This is a genomic window from Amycolatopsis nigrescens CSC17Ta-90, assembly GCF_000384315.1.
Taxonomy (GTDB): domain Bacteria; phylum Actinomycetota; class Actinomycetes; order Mycobacteriales; family Pseudonocardiaceae; genus Amycolatopsis; species Amycolatopsis nigrescens.
The window spans coordinates 7,033,288-7,048,975 of sequence record NZ_ARVW01000001.1 but is presented as its reverse complement, the minus strand read 5'-3'; the positions used below and the strand labels follow the sequence as shown (position 1 = coordinate 7,048,975).

Annotated in this window: 7 protein-coding genes; 2 read left to right on the top strand and 5 right to left on the bottom strand. The window is 69.6% G+C overall.

What is annotated here, in order from left to right; all coding sequences use genetic code 11:
* Nucleotides 1-6: 6 nt before the first annotated feature.
* The 3 genes from AMYNI_RS45930 to AMYNI_RS49330 are packed head-to-tail and all read right to left on the bottom strand — an operon-like array spanning nt 7 to nt 9,253.
* Nucleotides 7-5,073 (bottom strand): non-ribosomal peptide synthetase, encoded by a 5,067-nt coding sequence (locus AMYNI_RS45930; protein WP_157357541.1) that lies wholly within the window; start codon nt 5,071-5,073, stop codon nt 7-9.
* Nucleotides 5,074-5,078: 5 nt separating this feature from the next.
* Nucleotides 5,079-8,003: a type I polyketide synthase gene (locus AMYNI_RS45925; RefSeq protein WP_020672464.1), complete on the bottom strand. Its 2,925-nt coding sequence runs from the start codon at nt 8,001-8,003 to the stop codon at nt 5,079-5,081.
* Nucleotides 8,000-9,253 carry an MFS transporter gene (locus tag AMYNI_RS49330; RefSeq protein ID WP_020672463.1) on the bottom strand — a complete coding sequence of 418 codons (1,254 nt, stop codon included), beginning with the start codon at nt 9,251-9,253 and terminating at the stop codon, nt 8,000-8,002. Before AMYNI_RS49330 ends, AMYNI_RS45925 begins: the two co-directional genes overlap by 4 nt.
* A gap of 599 nt (nt 9,254-9,852) precedes the next feature.
* On the opposite strand from AMYNI_RS49330, the gene AMYNI_RS0133405 reads away from it, so the two are divergent.
* Nucleotides 9,853-10,563, top strand: coding sequence for a helix-turn-helix transcriptional regulator (locus AMYNI_RS0133405; protein ID WP_020672462.1), 711 nt, complete (start codon nt 9,853-9,855; stop codon nt 10,561-10,563).
* 63 nt (nt 10,564-10,626) lie between these two features.
* Here the strand turns inward: AMYNI_RS0133405 and AMYNI_RS45920 are convergent, their stop codons facing one another.
* Together AMYNI_RS45920 and AMYNI_RS48520 are read right to left on the bottom strand one after the other, a co-directional pair.
* The gene (locus AMYNI_RS45920) at nt 10,627-11,859 is read right to left on the bottom strand and encodes an MFS transporter (protein WP_020672461.1); all 1,233 of its coding nucleotides are present in this window, start codon (nt 11,857-11,859) and stop codon (nt 10,627-10,629) included.
* Between the two features lie 146 nt (nt 11,860-12,005).
* Complete coding sequence (locus tag AMYNI_RS48520) at nt 12,006-14,705, bottom strand: B12-binding domain-containing radical SAM protein (RefSeq protein ID WP_020672460.1); 2,700 nt, start codon at nt 14,703-14,705, stop codon at nt 12,006-12,008.
* A 338-nt stretch (nt 14,706-15,043) separates the two neighbouring features.
* Between AMYNI_RS48520 and AMYNI_RS0133390 the strand changes: the two genes are divergently transcribed.
* Nucleotides 15,044-15,538, top strand: coding sequence for a nuclear transport factor 2 family protein (locus tag AMYNI_RS0133390; RefSeq protein WP_020672459.1), 495 nt, complete (start codon nt 15,044-15,046; stop codon nt 15,536-15,538).
* The last annotated feature ends 150 nt before the right edge of the window (nt 15,539-15,688 follow it).

Below are 15,688 nucleotides of genomic sequence, written 5' to 3'. Positions count from 1 at the left end.
CTCCGGTCATTCTCCGGTGCCGGTCGTTCTGAGCGCGCGCAGCCGGTTCATCCGCTCGCGAGCGGTCACGCGCCGGGTGTCCTCCACCCGCTCCGGAACGGACGGTCCTGCCGCGGCACCACGCAGATGCCGGGCCAGCGCGAGCACCGTCGGATGCCGGAACAGCTCGACCAGGGGCACGTCCTCGCCGAACCGGTCGCGCACGCGGCCGCGAACCCTCGCCAGCAACAGCGAGTTCCCCCCTGCGTCGAAGAAGCTGACCCGAGGATCCACCCGCGAGGTGCCCAGCACCTCAGCCCAGATCTCGGCCACCCGCGCTTCGACCTCGTCCAGCGGGAGCGCCGGGTCACCCGCCCGCGCCACGGTGTCTGCGGTGTCTGCGGTATCCATGGCGGCCTCGGCCGCCGCCGTCGCCCGGCGATCCAGTTTCCCGGTAGCGGTCCGCCTCAGCTCGGCCACCACGATCACCCGGACGGGCAGCATGTATCCCGGCAACCTGGCCGCGAGGTAGGCCCGCAGCTCGGCACCGGAGAGCTCTTCGGGACCGGCCACCGAAGCGACCAGCCGCCGGGTGGCCAGGTCGTCACCCAGCACCGTCACCACCGCGTCCCGAACGGCTTCGTGGCCACGGAGCGCGGCCTCGACCTCCTCGATCTCCACCCGGAAACCGCGGATCTTCACCTGGTGGTCCGCGCGACCGAGGAAGTCCAGCGCGCCGTCCGGCAGGAACCGGACCCGGTCCCCGGTGCGGTACAGCCGGGTACCGGGCGCACCGAACGGATTGGCCACGAACCTCGCGGCGGTCGCGGCCGGGGCGCGCAAGTATCCCCTGGCCAGTCCGGCACCACCGACGTACAGCTCGCCCGGCACGCCGGGTAGCACCGGATTCAGCCAGGGGTCGAGCACATGGAGCTCGACCCCGGCCAGCGGCGTCCCGATCGGCACCGCCGTCTCGGTGTCTCCGGTGTCTCCGGTATCCCTGCCGAGCCGGTGCCCGGTGCACAGCACGGTGGTCTCGGTCGGGCCGTAGGCGTTGAAGATCCGGCAGCCCGGCAGCGCCGCCACCGCCCGCCGCGAGAGCGGAGGCGACAGCACGTCCCCGCCCACCACCAGCCGGCGCAGGTCGCGAAGTTCGCCCAGCCCGTCGTTCGCGATCTCGTGGAAGAGGCCGGTGACCATCAGCAGCATCGTGACACCGGCCTGGCGGACGACCCGGCCGGTGTCCGCCACGGCGTTCGCCTCCGGTGGGAGCACCGCCAGCCGCGCCCCGTTCCCCAGCGCGCCCCAGATCTCCAGCGTGGCCGCGTCGAAAGCGGGCGACGAGAGTTGGAGCAGGACGTCGTCCCGGGTCAGCCGCCAGTGCGTGCCGCCGGTGATCAATTGCAGGATGGCCCGGTGCGTGACGGCCACGCCCTTGGGGTCGCCGGTCGAACCCGAGGTGTACATGACGTAGGCGAGCGCGTCCGGATGCGCGTGACCAGGCGGTGGCACGAAAGGGGCGAGCGCCGTGTCCTCATCGAGCAGCAGGTCGAGCAGCAGCAAGCCGGATTCGAACTCGTCCGGCAGGTGCGCGCTGTCCGCCCGAGTGCTGACCACCACCGGCGGACGCGAGTCGTCCAGCATGGACTTCAGCCGCGAACCGGGCAGACCTGGATCCAACGGCAGGTAGGCGGCACCGGATTTCAACACGGCCAGCAGCACGACGGGCAGTTCCAGCGAACGCCCGAGGCACACCCCCACCACCTGCCCGGGCCCTGCCCCTCGTCCGACCAGTACCCCGGCCAGCCGATTCGCGCGTGCTTCCAGCTCTCGGTAGGAAACCTGGCGCTCGCCACCGGAAAGTGCCACCGCATCGGGAAACCGGCCGGCCCACCGGGCGACCAGGCCGTGCACGCTCGGTTCCACCAGCGGTACCGGTGGGCTGCGCCGATCCGCCCGGCGGCGCTGTTCCGGTGTCAGCAGGGGCAGTTCCGAGATCCGCACGTCCGGGGCGCGCACGGCGGCGGCGAGCACGGTTTCATAGTGCCGGGCGAAACGGCGGATCGTGTCGGGGAGGAACAGGTCACTGCTGTACTCCACGAAACCGCGCAGCCCGTCGGCGACTTCTTCCAGCGACAGGGTGAGATCGAATTTGCTGCCGCGGGTCCCCGGCTCGATCCTGGAAATGTCCAGCCCCGGCAGCTCGAAATCCCCGGCCGGTGTGTTCTGCCATGCGAAGAAGACCTGGACCAACGGGTTCCGGTTGGTCTCGCGAGGAACACCGAGCGCGTCGACGAGCCGCTCGAACGGCAGATCCTGGTGGGCGTACCCGTCCAACGCCCGTTCCCTGGTCCGGGCCAGCAGTTCGCCGAAGGTCGGATTGCCGCCGAGGTCTCCCCGGAACACCACCGTGTTCACGAAGAACCCGATCAGCGATTCGAGTTCGGGCCGATCACGACCGGCGGCCGGTGCACCCACGCAGATGTCCGGTTGACCGCTGTACCGCGCCAGCAGCACCTGAAAGGCCGCCAGTGCGGTCATGAACAACGTCACCCCGCGCTCGCGTGCCAGCGCACGCAGTCCGTGCAAGAGTTTCGCGGGAATGGTGAACTCGTACGAGCTCCCGCGGTGACTCGGCACGGCAGGACGCGGCAGGTCGGCCGGCAACCGCAGGGGCACCACACCGTCGAGCGCCGAACGCCAGTAGCCGATCAGCCGGGCGGCCTTCGCTTCGGTGAGCCGGTTCCGGTCCCAGGACGCGAAATCCCGGTACCGCAACGGCGGCTCGGGAATCCGGCACGGCCGGCCCGAGACGTGTGCGCGGTATGCCTCGGCGAGTTCGCGCCGAAGTACTGCCATGGACCATCCGTCGACGACGATGTGGTGCGCCGTCATGACCAGCACGTGGTCCTGATCGCCCAGTTTCACCAAGAGCGCGCGAAACAGCGGCCCGCGTGCCAGGTCGAAGGGTGCACCGGTCTCCTCGGCCACCAGCGCACGCCATTGCCGTTCACCGGCCGCGGGTGACCGTCCACCGAGGTCCGTCGTGCGCAGTACCACCGGCGGCGGATCCACGGCCCGCTGACGTGGCGTCGCGTCCGGTGCGTCGAAGACGGTGCGAAGCGATTCGTGCCGGGCCACCAGTTCGGCGAAGGACCGCGCGAGCTGATCGACGGCCAGCCGGCCACGCAACCGGTAGACCAGCGGCACCTGGTACGCGGCGCCACCGAGCTGGTCGAGAAACCACAGCCGTTCCTGGGCCGGGGACAACCGGACCGGGCCTGTTTCGGCTGGCGCCACCGGAATGGGCTCGCCACCGGCACCGCCCGCCGGCGGATCGGCCAGCCCGCTTGCCAGGCCCGCGACGGTCGAAGCGGCGAACACGTCCCGGACGGACAGGTCGGCCCGGAAGATCGGGCTCAGCCGTGCCGCCAGCCGCATCGCCTGCACCGAGTCCACCCCGAGTTCGAAGAATCCGGCGTCGACGCCGACCCTGCCCACGCCGAGGATCCCGGCCAGCGTGCCGGCCACCAGTTCCTCTGCCGCCGTGCGCGGCTCCCGGCCCCCGTCTGCCGGAGGCGGTGCGGGAGGCAGGGAGCCGCGGTCGACCTTGCCGTTCGCGTTCATCGGCAGCCGATCGAGGACCACGACGACCGCGGGCACCGCATACGCCGGCAACCGACGGGCGAGGTGCTCCCTCAGCTCGGCACCGGACACCGTCCCATCCGGCCGCGAGGTCGCGTACCCGATGCACCGCTTGTCCCCGGCCTGGTCCGGGGATGTGCTCACCACGGCCTCGTCGACCGAGGGATGCGCACGCAGGGCGGCCTCGATTTCGCCGAGTTCGATCCGGAAGCCGCGCACCTTGACCTGATCGTCCAACCTGCCGAGGAATTCGAGCGACCCGTCCGGCCGGAACCGGGCCCGATCGCCGGTGCGGTACATCCGCGCCCCTGGCCGCGTGGCGAACGGGTCGGGCAGGAACTTCGCGGCGGTCATCGCGGGATGGCCGCGATACCCGCGTGACAGCCCGGCGCCGCCCACGTACAGGTCGCCAGGTACGCCGCTGGGCGACCGGTTCAGTTCGTGGTCCAGTACGTAGGCCGTGGTGCCGGTGATCGGCGTTCCGATCGGCACCGGGGACGTGGTGTCGGCATCGAGCCGGTGACAGGTGCTGAACGTGGTCGCCTCGGTCGGCCCGTACCCGTTGACGATCCGGCACCCCGGCAGGCACTCGACCGCGCTGCGCACCACTGGTTCCGACAGCACGTCACCACCTGCCAGCAACTGCCGGAGGGGCCGCAGGTCCGACGGGCGCTCCCGCACCATGAGGTGGAACAGGCTCGCGGTCAGCCAGGCCGTGGTGACTCCCTCGTCCCGGATCGTGCGCCCGATCTCCACCGGATCGGGAAAGCGCCCCGGCAGCACGGCAAGCCGCGCACCGTTGGCCAGTGCACCCCAGATCTCGAAGGTGGAGGCGTCGAAAGCCAGCGGAGCCGCGTGCAGGAACACTTCGTCCGGCGCGAACCGCGCATAGTCCGCCCGCACCAGGTTCACGATTCCGCGGTGCGGCACCTCCACGCCCTTCGGCTCACCGGTCGAGCCGGAGGTGTACATGACGTAGGCGAGACCGTCCTGATGAACCGGACACAAGGGACTGTCTATTGAGGAGCTTTCCAGTAGTTCCTGGACGAGAAGCACTTCCACACCGGTATGTTCCGGAACCGCGGATCGTGTTTCGGCCGTGGCGATCACGAGTGCGGGCCGGGCGTCGGAGATCATGAACCGCAGCCGGGCCGCCGGGTAGCCGGGGTCGAGCGGCAGATAAGCCGCCCCGGCTTTCAGCACGGCCAGCAGGACGACCGGCAGTTCGGTGGATCGGTCCACGCAGACCCCCACCAGCCCCTCGGGACCGACTCCCCGGTACCGCAGCGCCGCGGCGAGGCGATCGGCGACGGAGTCCAGTTCGCCGTAGGTGAGCCGAGCCCCGCCGCAGGACACCGCGACGGCGGCCGGCGCTCGCCTCGCTGCGGCGGCCACCAGCTCGGGAACGGTTGTCCCGCGGTCATGACCGAGCGGCAGGCTTGCCCGCATCGCGCTCACCCGCCGGCCTGCTCGGCGCGCTGCTGCCGGACGAGCTCGGAGATCCCGGCTACGGTGGAGCTGTCGAACAGGGAGTGCAAGGACAGCTTGATCCCGAACCGCTTCCGCAACCGGGTCAGCAGCTGCACTGCGGTCAGCGAGTTGCCGCCCAGTTCCAGGAAGTCCGCGTCCGGTGCGAACCCGTTGTGGCCGAGCAGCTCGACCCAGATCTCCATCACCGCGGCGGCGACCTCGTCCACCACCTCCGGTTCCGCGGTGTCCGGAAGCGGCATCGGATCAACGTCGGACGGCGATATCGGCTGGGTGGGCCCGGGGTCGATCCAGTGCCTTCGCCGCTGATAAGGATAGGTGGGCAAGGGCACCCGCCGGCCTGGACCGGGCGAGAACGCGGTCCAGTCGAGCCTGCCGCCCGCGGTCCAGAAGCCGGCCAGTGCCGAAAGCAGGTCCCGCTCTCGGAGCGCCCCCGACCGGGTTCTCCCGCCGAGCGGGAATACCGCCGGCTCCGTTCCGCCGGCCTGCCCGCGCACCGCGTCGGTCAGCACCCGCCCGGCACCCAGTTCGAGGAACGCCGTGTTCGGCAGGCTCAACGCGGTCGAGGTGGCGCCGGCGATCCGCACCGGTTCCCTGGCCTGCTCCACCCAGTGCTCCGGCGACAGCACGGTGCCCACCGGCATCAGCGCCCCGGTGGCGTTCGCGATGACCGGGATCGACAACGGTCGGTGCGCGACCGCGCCGGCCGCCCTGCGCAGCGCGGGCAGCGCGGGCGCTATCAACGGCGTGTGAAACGCCTTGTCCACCCGGACCCCGGCGGTGGCGATGTCCTCGGTCAGCAGTCCTGCGGCCAGCCGCCGCACCGCGTCCTTGCTGCCGGCTACCACGACCGAATCCGGGCCAAGCACCCCGCTGATCCACACCGGCCCGTCCAGGTACGGCCGGACCCGGTCCTCCGGAGCCGCCACCGCCAGCATCGCGCCGGGCGGGGTGGCCGCCATGGCTCGGGCCCGCTGGGCCACCAGGGTGAGCGCATCTGCCAGGGACAGGGCTCCGCCCACACAGGCCGCGACGTATTCGCCGAGGCTGTGCCCGAGCAGCGCGTCCGGTTGGATACCGCCGTCCTTCAGCAGTTCGGCCAGCGCGTATCCCACCACGAACAACGCGGGTTGAGTCAGCCACGACGGGCCCTCCCCGGATTCGCCGAGTAGCAAGCCTCGAAGGTTCGCACCCGAGTCGTCCCGCAGCGACGCGGCGCACTCGTCGACCACGGCGCGCACTCGCGCGGAGCCGGCGTACAACTCACTGAGCATCCCGGGCCGAAAAGTGCCCTGGCCGGGGAAGAGGAAGACGACGTTCCGCACGATCCCCGGCCCCCGCGCGGCGGCGTCCAGCCGCGATCGGAGCTCCGCCACGGAATCTTCGGGCCCCGCAACCACCGCGGCTCGATGGCCGAACTCCGTGCGGCCCGTCTGGAGGGTGTACGCCGCATCGGGCAGCACCGGACGCGGCGGCTCGCTCAGCCGGTCGCTGGTCGCCGCGATGAGCTCGGCGAGCGCATCCGGGGTGCGAGCCGACAGCGGCAGCACCACCGGCCGCGCGGAGTCCGATGGCCGGCGCCGCCCCGGAACGCCGACCGGTTCCTCTTCCAACACCACATGGGCGTTGGTGCCGCCGATGCCGAAGGAACTGACCCCGCAGCGGCGCGGTGTTCCGGCGAGCCGCGGCCACGGCCGCCGCTCGGTGTTGACGAAGAACGGCGACCCGGCGAACGGGATGTGCGGGTTGGGCCGTGCGAACTCGATCGTCGGCGGAATCATCTCGTGGTGCAGTGCGAGTACGGCTTTGATGAACCCGGCCACCCCGGCCGCGGCGTCCAGATGACCGATATTCGGTTTCACCGAGCCGAGCGCGCAGTAACCGGTGCGGTCCGTCCCGCGGCGGAACGCCTCGGTCAGCGCCGCCACCTCGATCGGGTCACCGAGTTCGGTGCCGGTGGCGTGCGCCTCCACGTACGAGATCTCGTCCGGCGACACCCCCGCGACCTGGTGCGCCATCGTGATGACCTCGGCCTGGCCCGCGACGCTCGGCGCGGCGTAGCCCAGCTTGCCGGCGCCGTCGTTGTTCACCGCCGAGCCGCGGATCAGCGCGTAGACCCGGTCCCCGTCGGCCAGCGCCGCCTCGGCGGGCTTCAGCACGACGACGCCTCCGCCGTTGCCGCTGACCGTTCCGGTGGCCCCGGCGTCGAAACTGCGGCAACGCCCGTCCGCGGAGATGATCCCGTTCGTGGTGTGCCACTGCCCGGCCGTCTCCGGCAGGGTGATCGAGACACCGCCCGCCAGTGCCAACCCCGCCTCGCCGCAGAGCAGGCTCTGACCGGCAAGGTGCACCGCGACCAGTGCGGTGGAACAGGCGGTCTGCACGGTGATGGCCGGACCGCGGAAGTTCAGTTTGTACGCGACCCTGGTGGCCAGGAAAGCCGGGTCGTTGCCCAGCCGGACGGCCAGTTCGTCTTCGAACCCGGAGGCCGCCGCGAGGTTCCCCAGGTAGGTACCAGCGCTCGAGCCGAGGAAGACACCGACGCGCTCGGGGCAGGACTCCGGCGGGTAGCCCGCGGTTTCCATCGCCGTGCGCGCGCACTCGAGGACGAGCCGCTGCTGCGGATCGGTCAGTGCCGCTTCCCGCGGCGTCATGCCGAATAGGTCCGCGTCGAAATCCTCGATGCCTTGCAGCACACCGCGTACCGGCAGGTACCCGGGGTCAGCTATGGTCTCCGGCGGTACTCCGGCGGCGGCGAGTTCCGTTTCGTCGAACCAGGAAAGCGTGTTTCGTCCGGCGCTGAGGTTGTCCCAGAAGGCTTCGACGGAATCCGCCCCGGGAAACCGCCCGGCGAAGCCGATGACGGCGATCGCGTTCTCGTACCCGCTCATCGGGACTCCAACCCTCGGTGGGGCTCGCCCACCCGGCACAGGGAAACCGAGGCCACCGTGGCGATGACGGCGGCCAGCAAGGCGACCGTCCAGCCCCCGCGCGAGCCGAACGCGTCGATGGCCATCCCGGTCATCGCGGCGGCCACGGCCGAACCGGCCTGCCTGGCGGAGCTGAGCCAGCCGAAGGACTCGGTCAGCACCGCACGCGGCACCACCGCGTCCAGCACGCTGAACTGGGCGGTCATCGCCGGCGGCGCCATCACCCCCGCGACGAAGAGCAGCACGGCGACCAGCGGCAGCGGCAGCTCGAAGATCAGCACCGCCAGCACCACGGCCATGAACCCGTGCATCGCCGCGAGTTGCCACGGCAGCCTGCCCGGCCAGACCCGCCAGCCCCACACCACTCCGCCGCACAGCCCGCCGACCGCGAAACCGGCGATCAGCCAGCCGGCCGCCCAAGCGACCGAATTCTCCACCGCCTGGCCCGCTGCGGTGATCTCCAGCGCAGTGATCGCGGCGAAAAGCGCGAACCCGCCCGGCAGGGACAGCCACACCGCCCTGGCCCGGAGCGCACCCGCCCAGTCGACTGGTCCGGTACGCGGCTCGGGGCGCATCACCTCGGTCATCCGGTCCGACATACCCAGCGCCAGCGAGCTGATCAGGGTCAACCCGGCGCAGCACACCAGGCCCACGCCGGGACCGGCGGTCACCACCAGCACCGAAACGAGCAGCGGACCGGCCAGCAGCGTGCTCTGCACGGCCAGCGACTCGGCGGCGAAGGCGGCACGGCGGCGACGCTCGTCGGGAAGCAGCCTGCTCCACGCCGAGCGCATCACCACCCCGGTCGGCGGCAGGAACGCCCCGATCGCCAGCCCGGTGAGCAGCAGCAGCGGCACCGGCGCGCCGAGCTCCGCCAGCGGCCACAGCAGCACCAGCGCGGCCGAATGGCACAACCCGGTGGAAACCAGCACCGGACGGGCGCCACGCCGGTCCACCAACCGCGCGCGAAACGGGGTCAGCAGGCCCAGCCCCGCGGCCAGCGCCCCGCTGACCTGTCCGGCGACGGTGTACCCACCGGTCGTGTCCTGCAGCACGAGCACGATCAGCAGCACGAGCATGCCGCTCGGAGTGCGGCCCAGCAGGCCGAGCAGGAACAGCCATCGGGTTCCTGGCACGGCGAAGAACTCCCGGTAAGCCGAACTTCGTCGCGTGCCGTCAGTGGAGTCCACTGTGGACTCTGTGCCGCTCATGCCGGTTCCCGGCCCGCCGGCGCGATGGGCCGAGTTCTGTTTCCACGACTGCGCAAGGGTGCCTCCCAGTGCCACCTCGACCGTCCCCCGGCACAAGCGCGATGCGTCGCACGAAAGTAGGTGGCCCCTGGATTCTCGCCGTTCCCGGCATCCTGGGCAAGCCTTTCGCCCACCCGTTGTTTCCGGCCGCAGGGTGACCCCAAAAGGAGTAACCGGCGGTGGATCGTCATTTGCCGGACGGGTGCCGGTAATGCACATCAAGATCCATTGTCGACACCGAACCGGTCAACTACCGGCAGCCATTCGGATGACGGTTTCATGATCGATAAATGGCACCCGACAGGAATATTGGCGCATGCTGTCGGTTGGGTTATGCTGTCACGACCATGGGGTTCGCCGGGGACGGACCGTAATTCCGGGTATTACGTCGATTTTTCACCATTGTTACCTAGACATCAGTAGATCCTACTCTTATCGGAGTAATTGACCTTTACGACCTGGAAGACCCTCTGGGGTAGCGAGTTTCTTCGTGCATACGGGGGCTGCGGCGACGGGGAGGAAGCCGTGGAAGTTGCCACACAGCGGCCGAGTGACCGCGGATGACGCGCCAGAACCACACCGCCGTCCAGTTGCCACATCCGACCGCGCCGCAACTGGACAGCGACGAGTCCCCGGCGCTGGGCACCGCGGTGGTGGCCGCGGTGGAGAAGCTGTTCTGCCAGTCGCTGGGCAGGACGATCGAGCGGTACTTCACCGTGCTCGACACCGCGACCACGCTGGACGACGCCGAGCAGGCGCTCGAACGGCACCAGCCGCAGCTGAGCGTGCTCGTGGTCGACCCGCCGTTTCCCGGCGTCTCCCTGCGGGACACCTGCACCCGCCTGGTCAGCCGCTACCCGATGACGGGCGCCCTGCTCATCTTCCGCGAGCGGCGGACGCAGGACCTGGTGATCGCCTGCCAGGAGGGCGCCAGGGCACTGTTCGACACCACGATCACCGTCGAGCACCTGGTGCACGGGCTGGCGCGGCTGACCGACGGCGAGGTGGTCATGCAGCCGGAGATCCTGCGCGACATGATGCAGGCCCCGACCAAATCCGAGGCCGGCGAGTCGCGGCGGCCGCTGACCGCCGTGCAGACCCGGATGCTGGCCCTGCTCGCCGACGGCCACACCAGCAAGGAGATCGCGCACCTGATGAACGTCACCACGGCGTCGGTGAACCACAACCTCGAACGGGCTTCCCAGCGGCTCGGCACCAGGCACCGGGCACAGGCCGTGGCGCGCGCCCTTCGCCTCGGCCTGATCACCTGACCGAGCCTCGCCGAGGCCGAAGGCCGCGCTAGCGGTGCGAATTCTCAGCTGGGCACCGAGGCGTCAGGTTTTCCGCCCGGTGCCGACGAGTTCGCGAACCCGGGTGCCGGCCACCCCCGGCAGGGTGATCAGCGCGGCGGACAGCCCGATCATCCCGGTCAGCCCGAGCAGCGGCAGCAGGGCGCCGCCGATGCCGCTGAACGCGGGCCCGCTCACCTGCATCACGGTACGCAGCAGGGCGAAGCTGCGGCCGAGCAACTCGGGCGGGACGATCCGCATGCGCAGCGTCTGCGCCCACGCGGTCATCGGGCCGCTGAAGAACCCCAGCAGCAACAGTGCCGGCACGGTGGACCACACGTTCTGCCCGAGCAGGGCCACCGCCAGTCCGAGGCCGGCCAGTATCTGGGCACCGCAGATCAGCCGGCCCTCCGACAGCGGCCCGGTCAGGCTGCCCGCGGCCAGTGCGCCGATCGCCTCGCCGGCAGCGAGCACGGTGAGCAGCACCCCGTAGAGCTGCGCACCGTCGCCGGAGGCCATCGCGCTGGCGTGCACCGGCAGCCAGACCAGCAGAAAGCCCTCGCCGGCGTTGAAGGCCATGAACATCAAGGTGGTGCTCAGCAGCACGCGGTTCCGGAACATCAGGCGCACCGCGTCGATCAGCCGGTAGGACGACTTCGGGCCCGCATCGGCCGGTTTCTCCTCCGGACGCAGGGTCATTCTCGCCAGCACGAACGCGAAGACGAAGTACGAGAGACTGTCCAGCGCGAGCACGAACGGCGCGCCGAAGCCGGCGATGAGAAAGCCGCCGAGTGCGGGCCCGGCCACCCCGCTGACGGTGAACCCCAGGGTCTCCAGCGAGTTGGCCGCGGTCAGCTGGTCTTTCCGGACCAGTGACGGGATGAGCGTTGGCGTGCCGGCCAAGCTGACCATGAACAGAAAGCCGTAGAGCGCGGCCGCGACGTACACGTGCCACAGCGCCAGGTGGCCCGTCGCGGCGGCGATCGGCACGGAGGCCACCACCACGCCGCGCACCAGGCTGTCGGCCAGCATCACGCGACGGCGGTCGAAGCGGTCGAGCAGATAACCGGCGACCAGTCCCCCGACGCTGACCGGCCCGGCGTAGGCGAGCAGCAGCAGTCCGACGGCGACCGGCGAGCGGGTGGCCTCGAACACGTACCAGACCAACGCCGTCTTGGTCATCGCGTCGCCGATTCCGGAGAACAGGAAAGCTATCCAGAAATTGCGGAAAGGGCCGTCACGAAGCACGCCGCCCAGCGCTTCGGTGGACAGTTTCATCGATTCTCCGCGATACTCCGGGCACCGCCGTGCCGCTTCGGCCGGGAACCATCACGCGCCCGGATACCGGATGTAACCAGGCCAGCGAGCGTAGTGTGCCCGCCGCGCGGGCGCGCCGCTGGGTCCGGTTGCTCCCGGCCGGACGGTCAGGGCGCGGAACCCTCTTTTTCCGCGCTCGGCGGAACGGGTGTCGGCAGCCGTTTCGAGGTCGTGCGGAAACGCACCCGGAAGTAGTCCCCGCCCTTGCACCCGCGGTCGTCCGTGCCCCAGTACACGTCCTTGTCGAGCTGTTTGAGCAACGGGATGTGCTTGGAGCAGTGGATGTAGGCCTCCTGCACCTCGATCCGCACCCAGGTCTCCAGCGGCTTCTCGTTCTCCTGCTCCAGCACCGCCAGCAGTTCGTCTTGCCCGGCCAGCGATGAGGCCAGCTCGTCGTGTGGCAGCAGGCTGGCCGTGCCGTTGACGTGCAGGCCGACGGTCGACTGGTAGAAGTCCCCGAAGAAAACGCCGATATGCGGGTTCTCCGCGATATTGCCGAGGCTGGCCATCACCCCGTTGCCGCGGTACTCCGGATAGATCAAGGTGCGTTCGTCCAGCACCCGCACCACACCCGGTTCCCCATTGCGCAGCGAGCAGTCGCAGTTGCCCCGCGCGTCCGAGGTGCCGACGAAGAACAGCGACTGGCGCGCGACGTACTCCCGCATCAGCGGGTTGAGATGGTCCAGCATCTGGTTGTCGTAGAAGGCATAGGCCCTGGCGACGTTGTTGAACCGCTCCTGCAGTTCGTGCTCGCCGCGTGAGCCCGGCATCAGGCCGCCCTCGTCCCACGCCCGGTGATCCACCCGCACCAGCAGGCCGCGCTCGATCAGCGCCCCGACGATCTGCGTCGTCTCCGCCAATGCCTGCCCGTCGGCGCCGTTCGACCCGTTGGCGCCAAGGGTGCGCACCAGGTCCCTGATCCGACGGGGCCGCCTGGCCCGGCTCAGTATCCGCGCGGCGCGCTCACCCACCTGCATAGTGAGCATGTCCTCGCCCTCGACCTTCGCGAAGACGGCCATCCGGCCCGCCGCCGACCGGACCTCCCCGCCGTTCAGCAGCGCGCCGAGATCGTGCTGGAGCGGGCTGAGCAGGTAGTCGCAGCCGCGCGTGAGCACGGTGTCCGGCGTCAGGTCGTCGTGGCGTTTCGCCTCCGGCTCGCGGCCGGGGAAGTTCGTCAGTTCACGGCTCGCGCGCAGCTTCTCCCGCTCGTACTGCAGCAGCGAGGACAACGGCGAGCCGGTGAGGCCGATGCGGTCGAGCTCCTCTTCGACGAAGGTCATCATGTCGTCGATCTCGCCGTGCGAAGGCAGCGAGGTCGAGGGCCGGTGCTCGGCGTTGAAGCGCCGGATCCACCCGATCCAGCGCTCGTACCAGTCCATCGGCGAGTCGTAGTGCTCCAGCATGCGCGGCCACAGCGCCTTGAAGACGACCAGGCGTGAGGCGATCTCCTCGGTACCGTCGATCAGGTCGGCCGGGAGGTCCGGCGTGTCGAAGCGGTAGAGGCTGGTGAACACGTCCGGGTGCTCCGCCCGCAGCTTCTCCCCCGCACCCGCCGGGCCCGCCGTCAGCGGCAGCTCGAAGTACGCCGCGCGCCGGCTGATCTTGTGGCCGTCCTTGTACATCGGCGCTTCCTGGAACGGGCAGAGCGTGAACAGGTGCGCCCGGTACCCGCCGACCTGGAGGAACTCGAAGAACCGGGTCAGGGTTTCGTTGAAGGTCTCCCGCGTCTCCATCGGATAGCCGACGATGAAACCGGTCACCGGCCGGATGCCGACCGAAGAGGTGATGTCCACGACCTCACGGGAGCGATCCAGGTCCAGGTTCTTGTGGATGGCCGCCTGCATCGCCTGCGAACCGCTTTCAATCCCGTAGTAGATCTCCACGCAGCCCGCCGCCGACATCGCCTCCAGCACCTCGCGGTCGATGATGTCGGTCCGCGTGCTGCACGCCCAGGTCATGTCCACCGGGTTGTCGATCAGGTGACGGCAGAACTCCAGCGTCCACCGCCGGTTCGCGGTGAAGATGTCGTGCGCGAAGCCGACGTGGTTGCGGTGATAGCGGTCGCGCAGCAGGGTCAGCTCCTGCACGATCCGCTCGATCGGCTTCATCCGGAACCGCCGGTTCCAGAACGGCGCGGTGGCGCAGAAGTGGCACTTGAACGGGCAGCCGCGGCCGACGTCCAGATAGATCGGCGCGTCCGGGTCCATGCCGTATGCCTCGAACTCCGGGATCGGCAGCTCGCCAAGGCCGGGCATCACCTGCCGGTCCGGGTTCTGCACGATCTTCTCGCCGGAACGCCAGGTCAGCCCCAGCACCTCGGCCAGCCGCTCTTCGTCGTCGAGGCCCCGCAGCGTCTCGGCGAAGGTCAGCTCGCCCTCGCCGCGCACCACCATGTCGATGAACGGGAACCGCTCCAGCACCAGCTCGGAGATCGGTGAAGACGCCGGGCCGCCGAGGCAGACCAGCGTCTCCGGTGAGCGCTGCTTGAGCAGTCGCGCCATGGTGATCGTGTGATGCAGCGAGTCGGCGTCGGTCATCAAACCGACCAAACCGTCATCCGGCGCCAGGAAGGCGTCCACGAGCCGCTCGTGGAAAGCGTCGTCGTTGGGAATGAAGCCGCTGTTGATCAGCCCGTTCAGCTCGGTGACGCGAATGTCCGCGTCGACGCCGCTGCTTTCCGCGTACGCCTTGAGGCAGAGCAGCCCGGTGGGCACGAAGCTCTGCATCGGCAGCGGGTCACCGGGTTCGTGGTCGAGTGTCATCGTGCCGTGGTCGAGATGCAAACTCGTTGCCAAGCTGACCTTCATCAACAGATTCCTCACGTATCAAAGGGAGCCGCGGAGCAGGCATCAGCGCGAGTACCGATCGAAACGATCGTAGTCGCGCACCGGCGAAGAACATCCCCGCGCGCCGTCGACGGTCATTTTTCACCGGCGCCGGACACGCCGCCTGAATTCTCGCCGCCATTCTTCCCCGCCGGCGGTGATTTTTCGCCACTTAAGGGGCAGGAATCGCCACTCGTGACGGCGACGGACGCTCTTCCCCGCGATGCGAGCGGCACCCTAAAGTCCCAGCTTGTGCGGTGCACATCGGCCGCATGATCCTTCCGTTTCGCACATCCTTTTCGATAGCGGAGGTACCCGTTATGACCGGAACCCTTTCTCCCCGGATCCTCGAGGTCACGCAGGAGCAGGTCCTGCAGTTCCTCGACGACTTCCGCGAGGCATACGAGAACGGCGACGAGGCGTTCTTCTCCTACTTCGCCCACGACGCCTCCTGCTTCACGATCTCGGCTCCGACGCGGATCGACAGCAGGGAAGAGTTCAAGCGCTCCTTCGGCCCGGCGTTCGCCGGCAACGTGACCCGTCGCAGCCAGTTCATGGCTCCCGAGGTCCGGATCGCCGGCGATACCGCACTGGTCACCTGCCACAACCGCATCTCGGTCGACGACGAGGTCACCAACCTCCGCGCGACGTACCTCATCGTGCTGCACGGCGACGAGCTCAAGATCGCCCACATGCACAACTCGCCGCTGCCGCTGCCCGCCGCACCGAAGTCGGGCCCGCGTGACGTCGAGGAGATCACCGTTCTCGAGGAGCGCGTGGCCACCGCCGCCGCCCAGGTCGGCACCCCCAAGTAACCGCCAGGTGCCACGGAACCACGCCCGCTACTTGGGCGAGCACCTCAACGGGCGCCTGGCCGGCCACGCACGGTGTCGAGGGTTTCCTCGTCCACCGGCCAGGTGCCCCGTTCGATCGCCGCGTCAGCGGCTGCTACCCCACCCGCTGCG

Coding starts and splice junctions, on each gene's coding strand:
- AMYNI_RS48520 (WP_020672460.1), bottom strand. CDS start 14,705: ATGAAGGTCAGCTTGGCAACGAGTTTGCATCTCGACCACGGCACGATG.
- AMYNI_RS45925 (WP_020672464.1), bottom strand. CDS start 8,003: ATGAGCGGGTACGAGAACGCGATCGCCGTCATCGGCTTCGCCGGGCGG.
- AMYNI_RS45930 (WP_157357541.1), bottom strand. CDS start 5,073: ATGCGGGCAAGCCTGCCGCTCGGTCATGACCGCGGGACAACCGTTCCC.
- AMYNI_RS0133390 (WP_020672459.1), top strand. CDS start 15,044: ATGACCGGAACCCTTTCTCCCCGGATCCTCGAGGTCACGCAGGAGCAG.
- AMYNI_RS45920 (WP_020672461.1), bottom strand. CDS start 11,859: ATGAAACTGTCCACCGAAGCGCTGGGCGGCGTGCTTCGTGACGGCCCT.
- AMYNI_RS49330 (WP_020672463.1), bottom strand. CDS start 9,253: ATGAGCGGCACAGAGTCCACAGTGGACTCCACTGACGGCACGCGACGA.
- AMYNI_RS0133405 (WP_020672462.1), top strand. CDS start 9,853: ATGACGCGCCAGAACCACACCGCCGTCCAGTTGCCACATCCGACCGCG.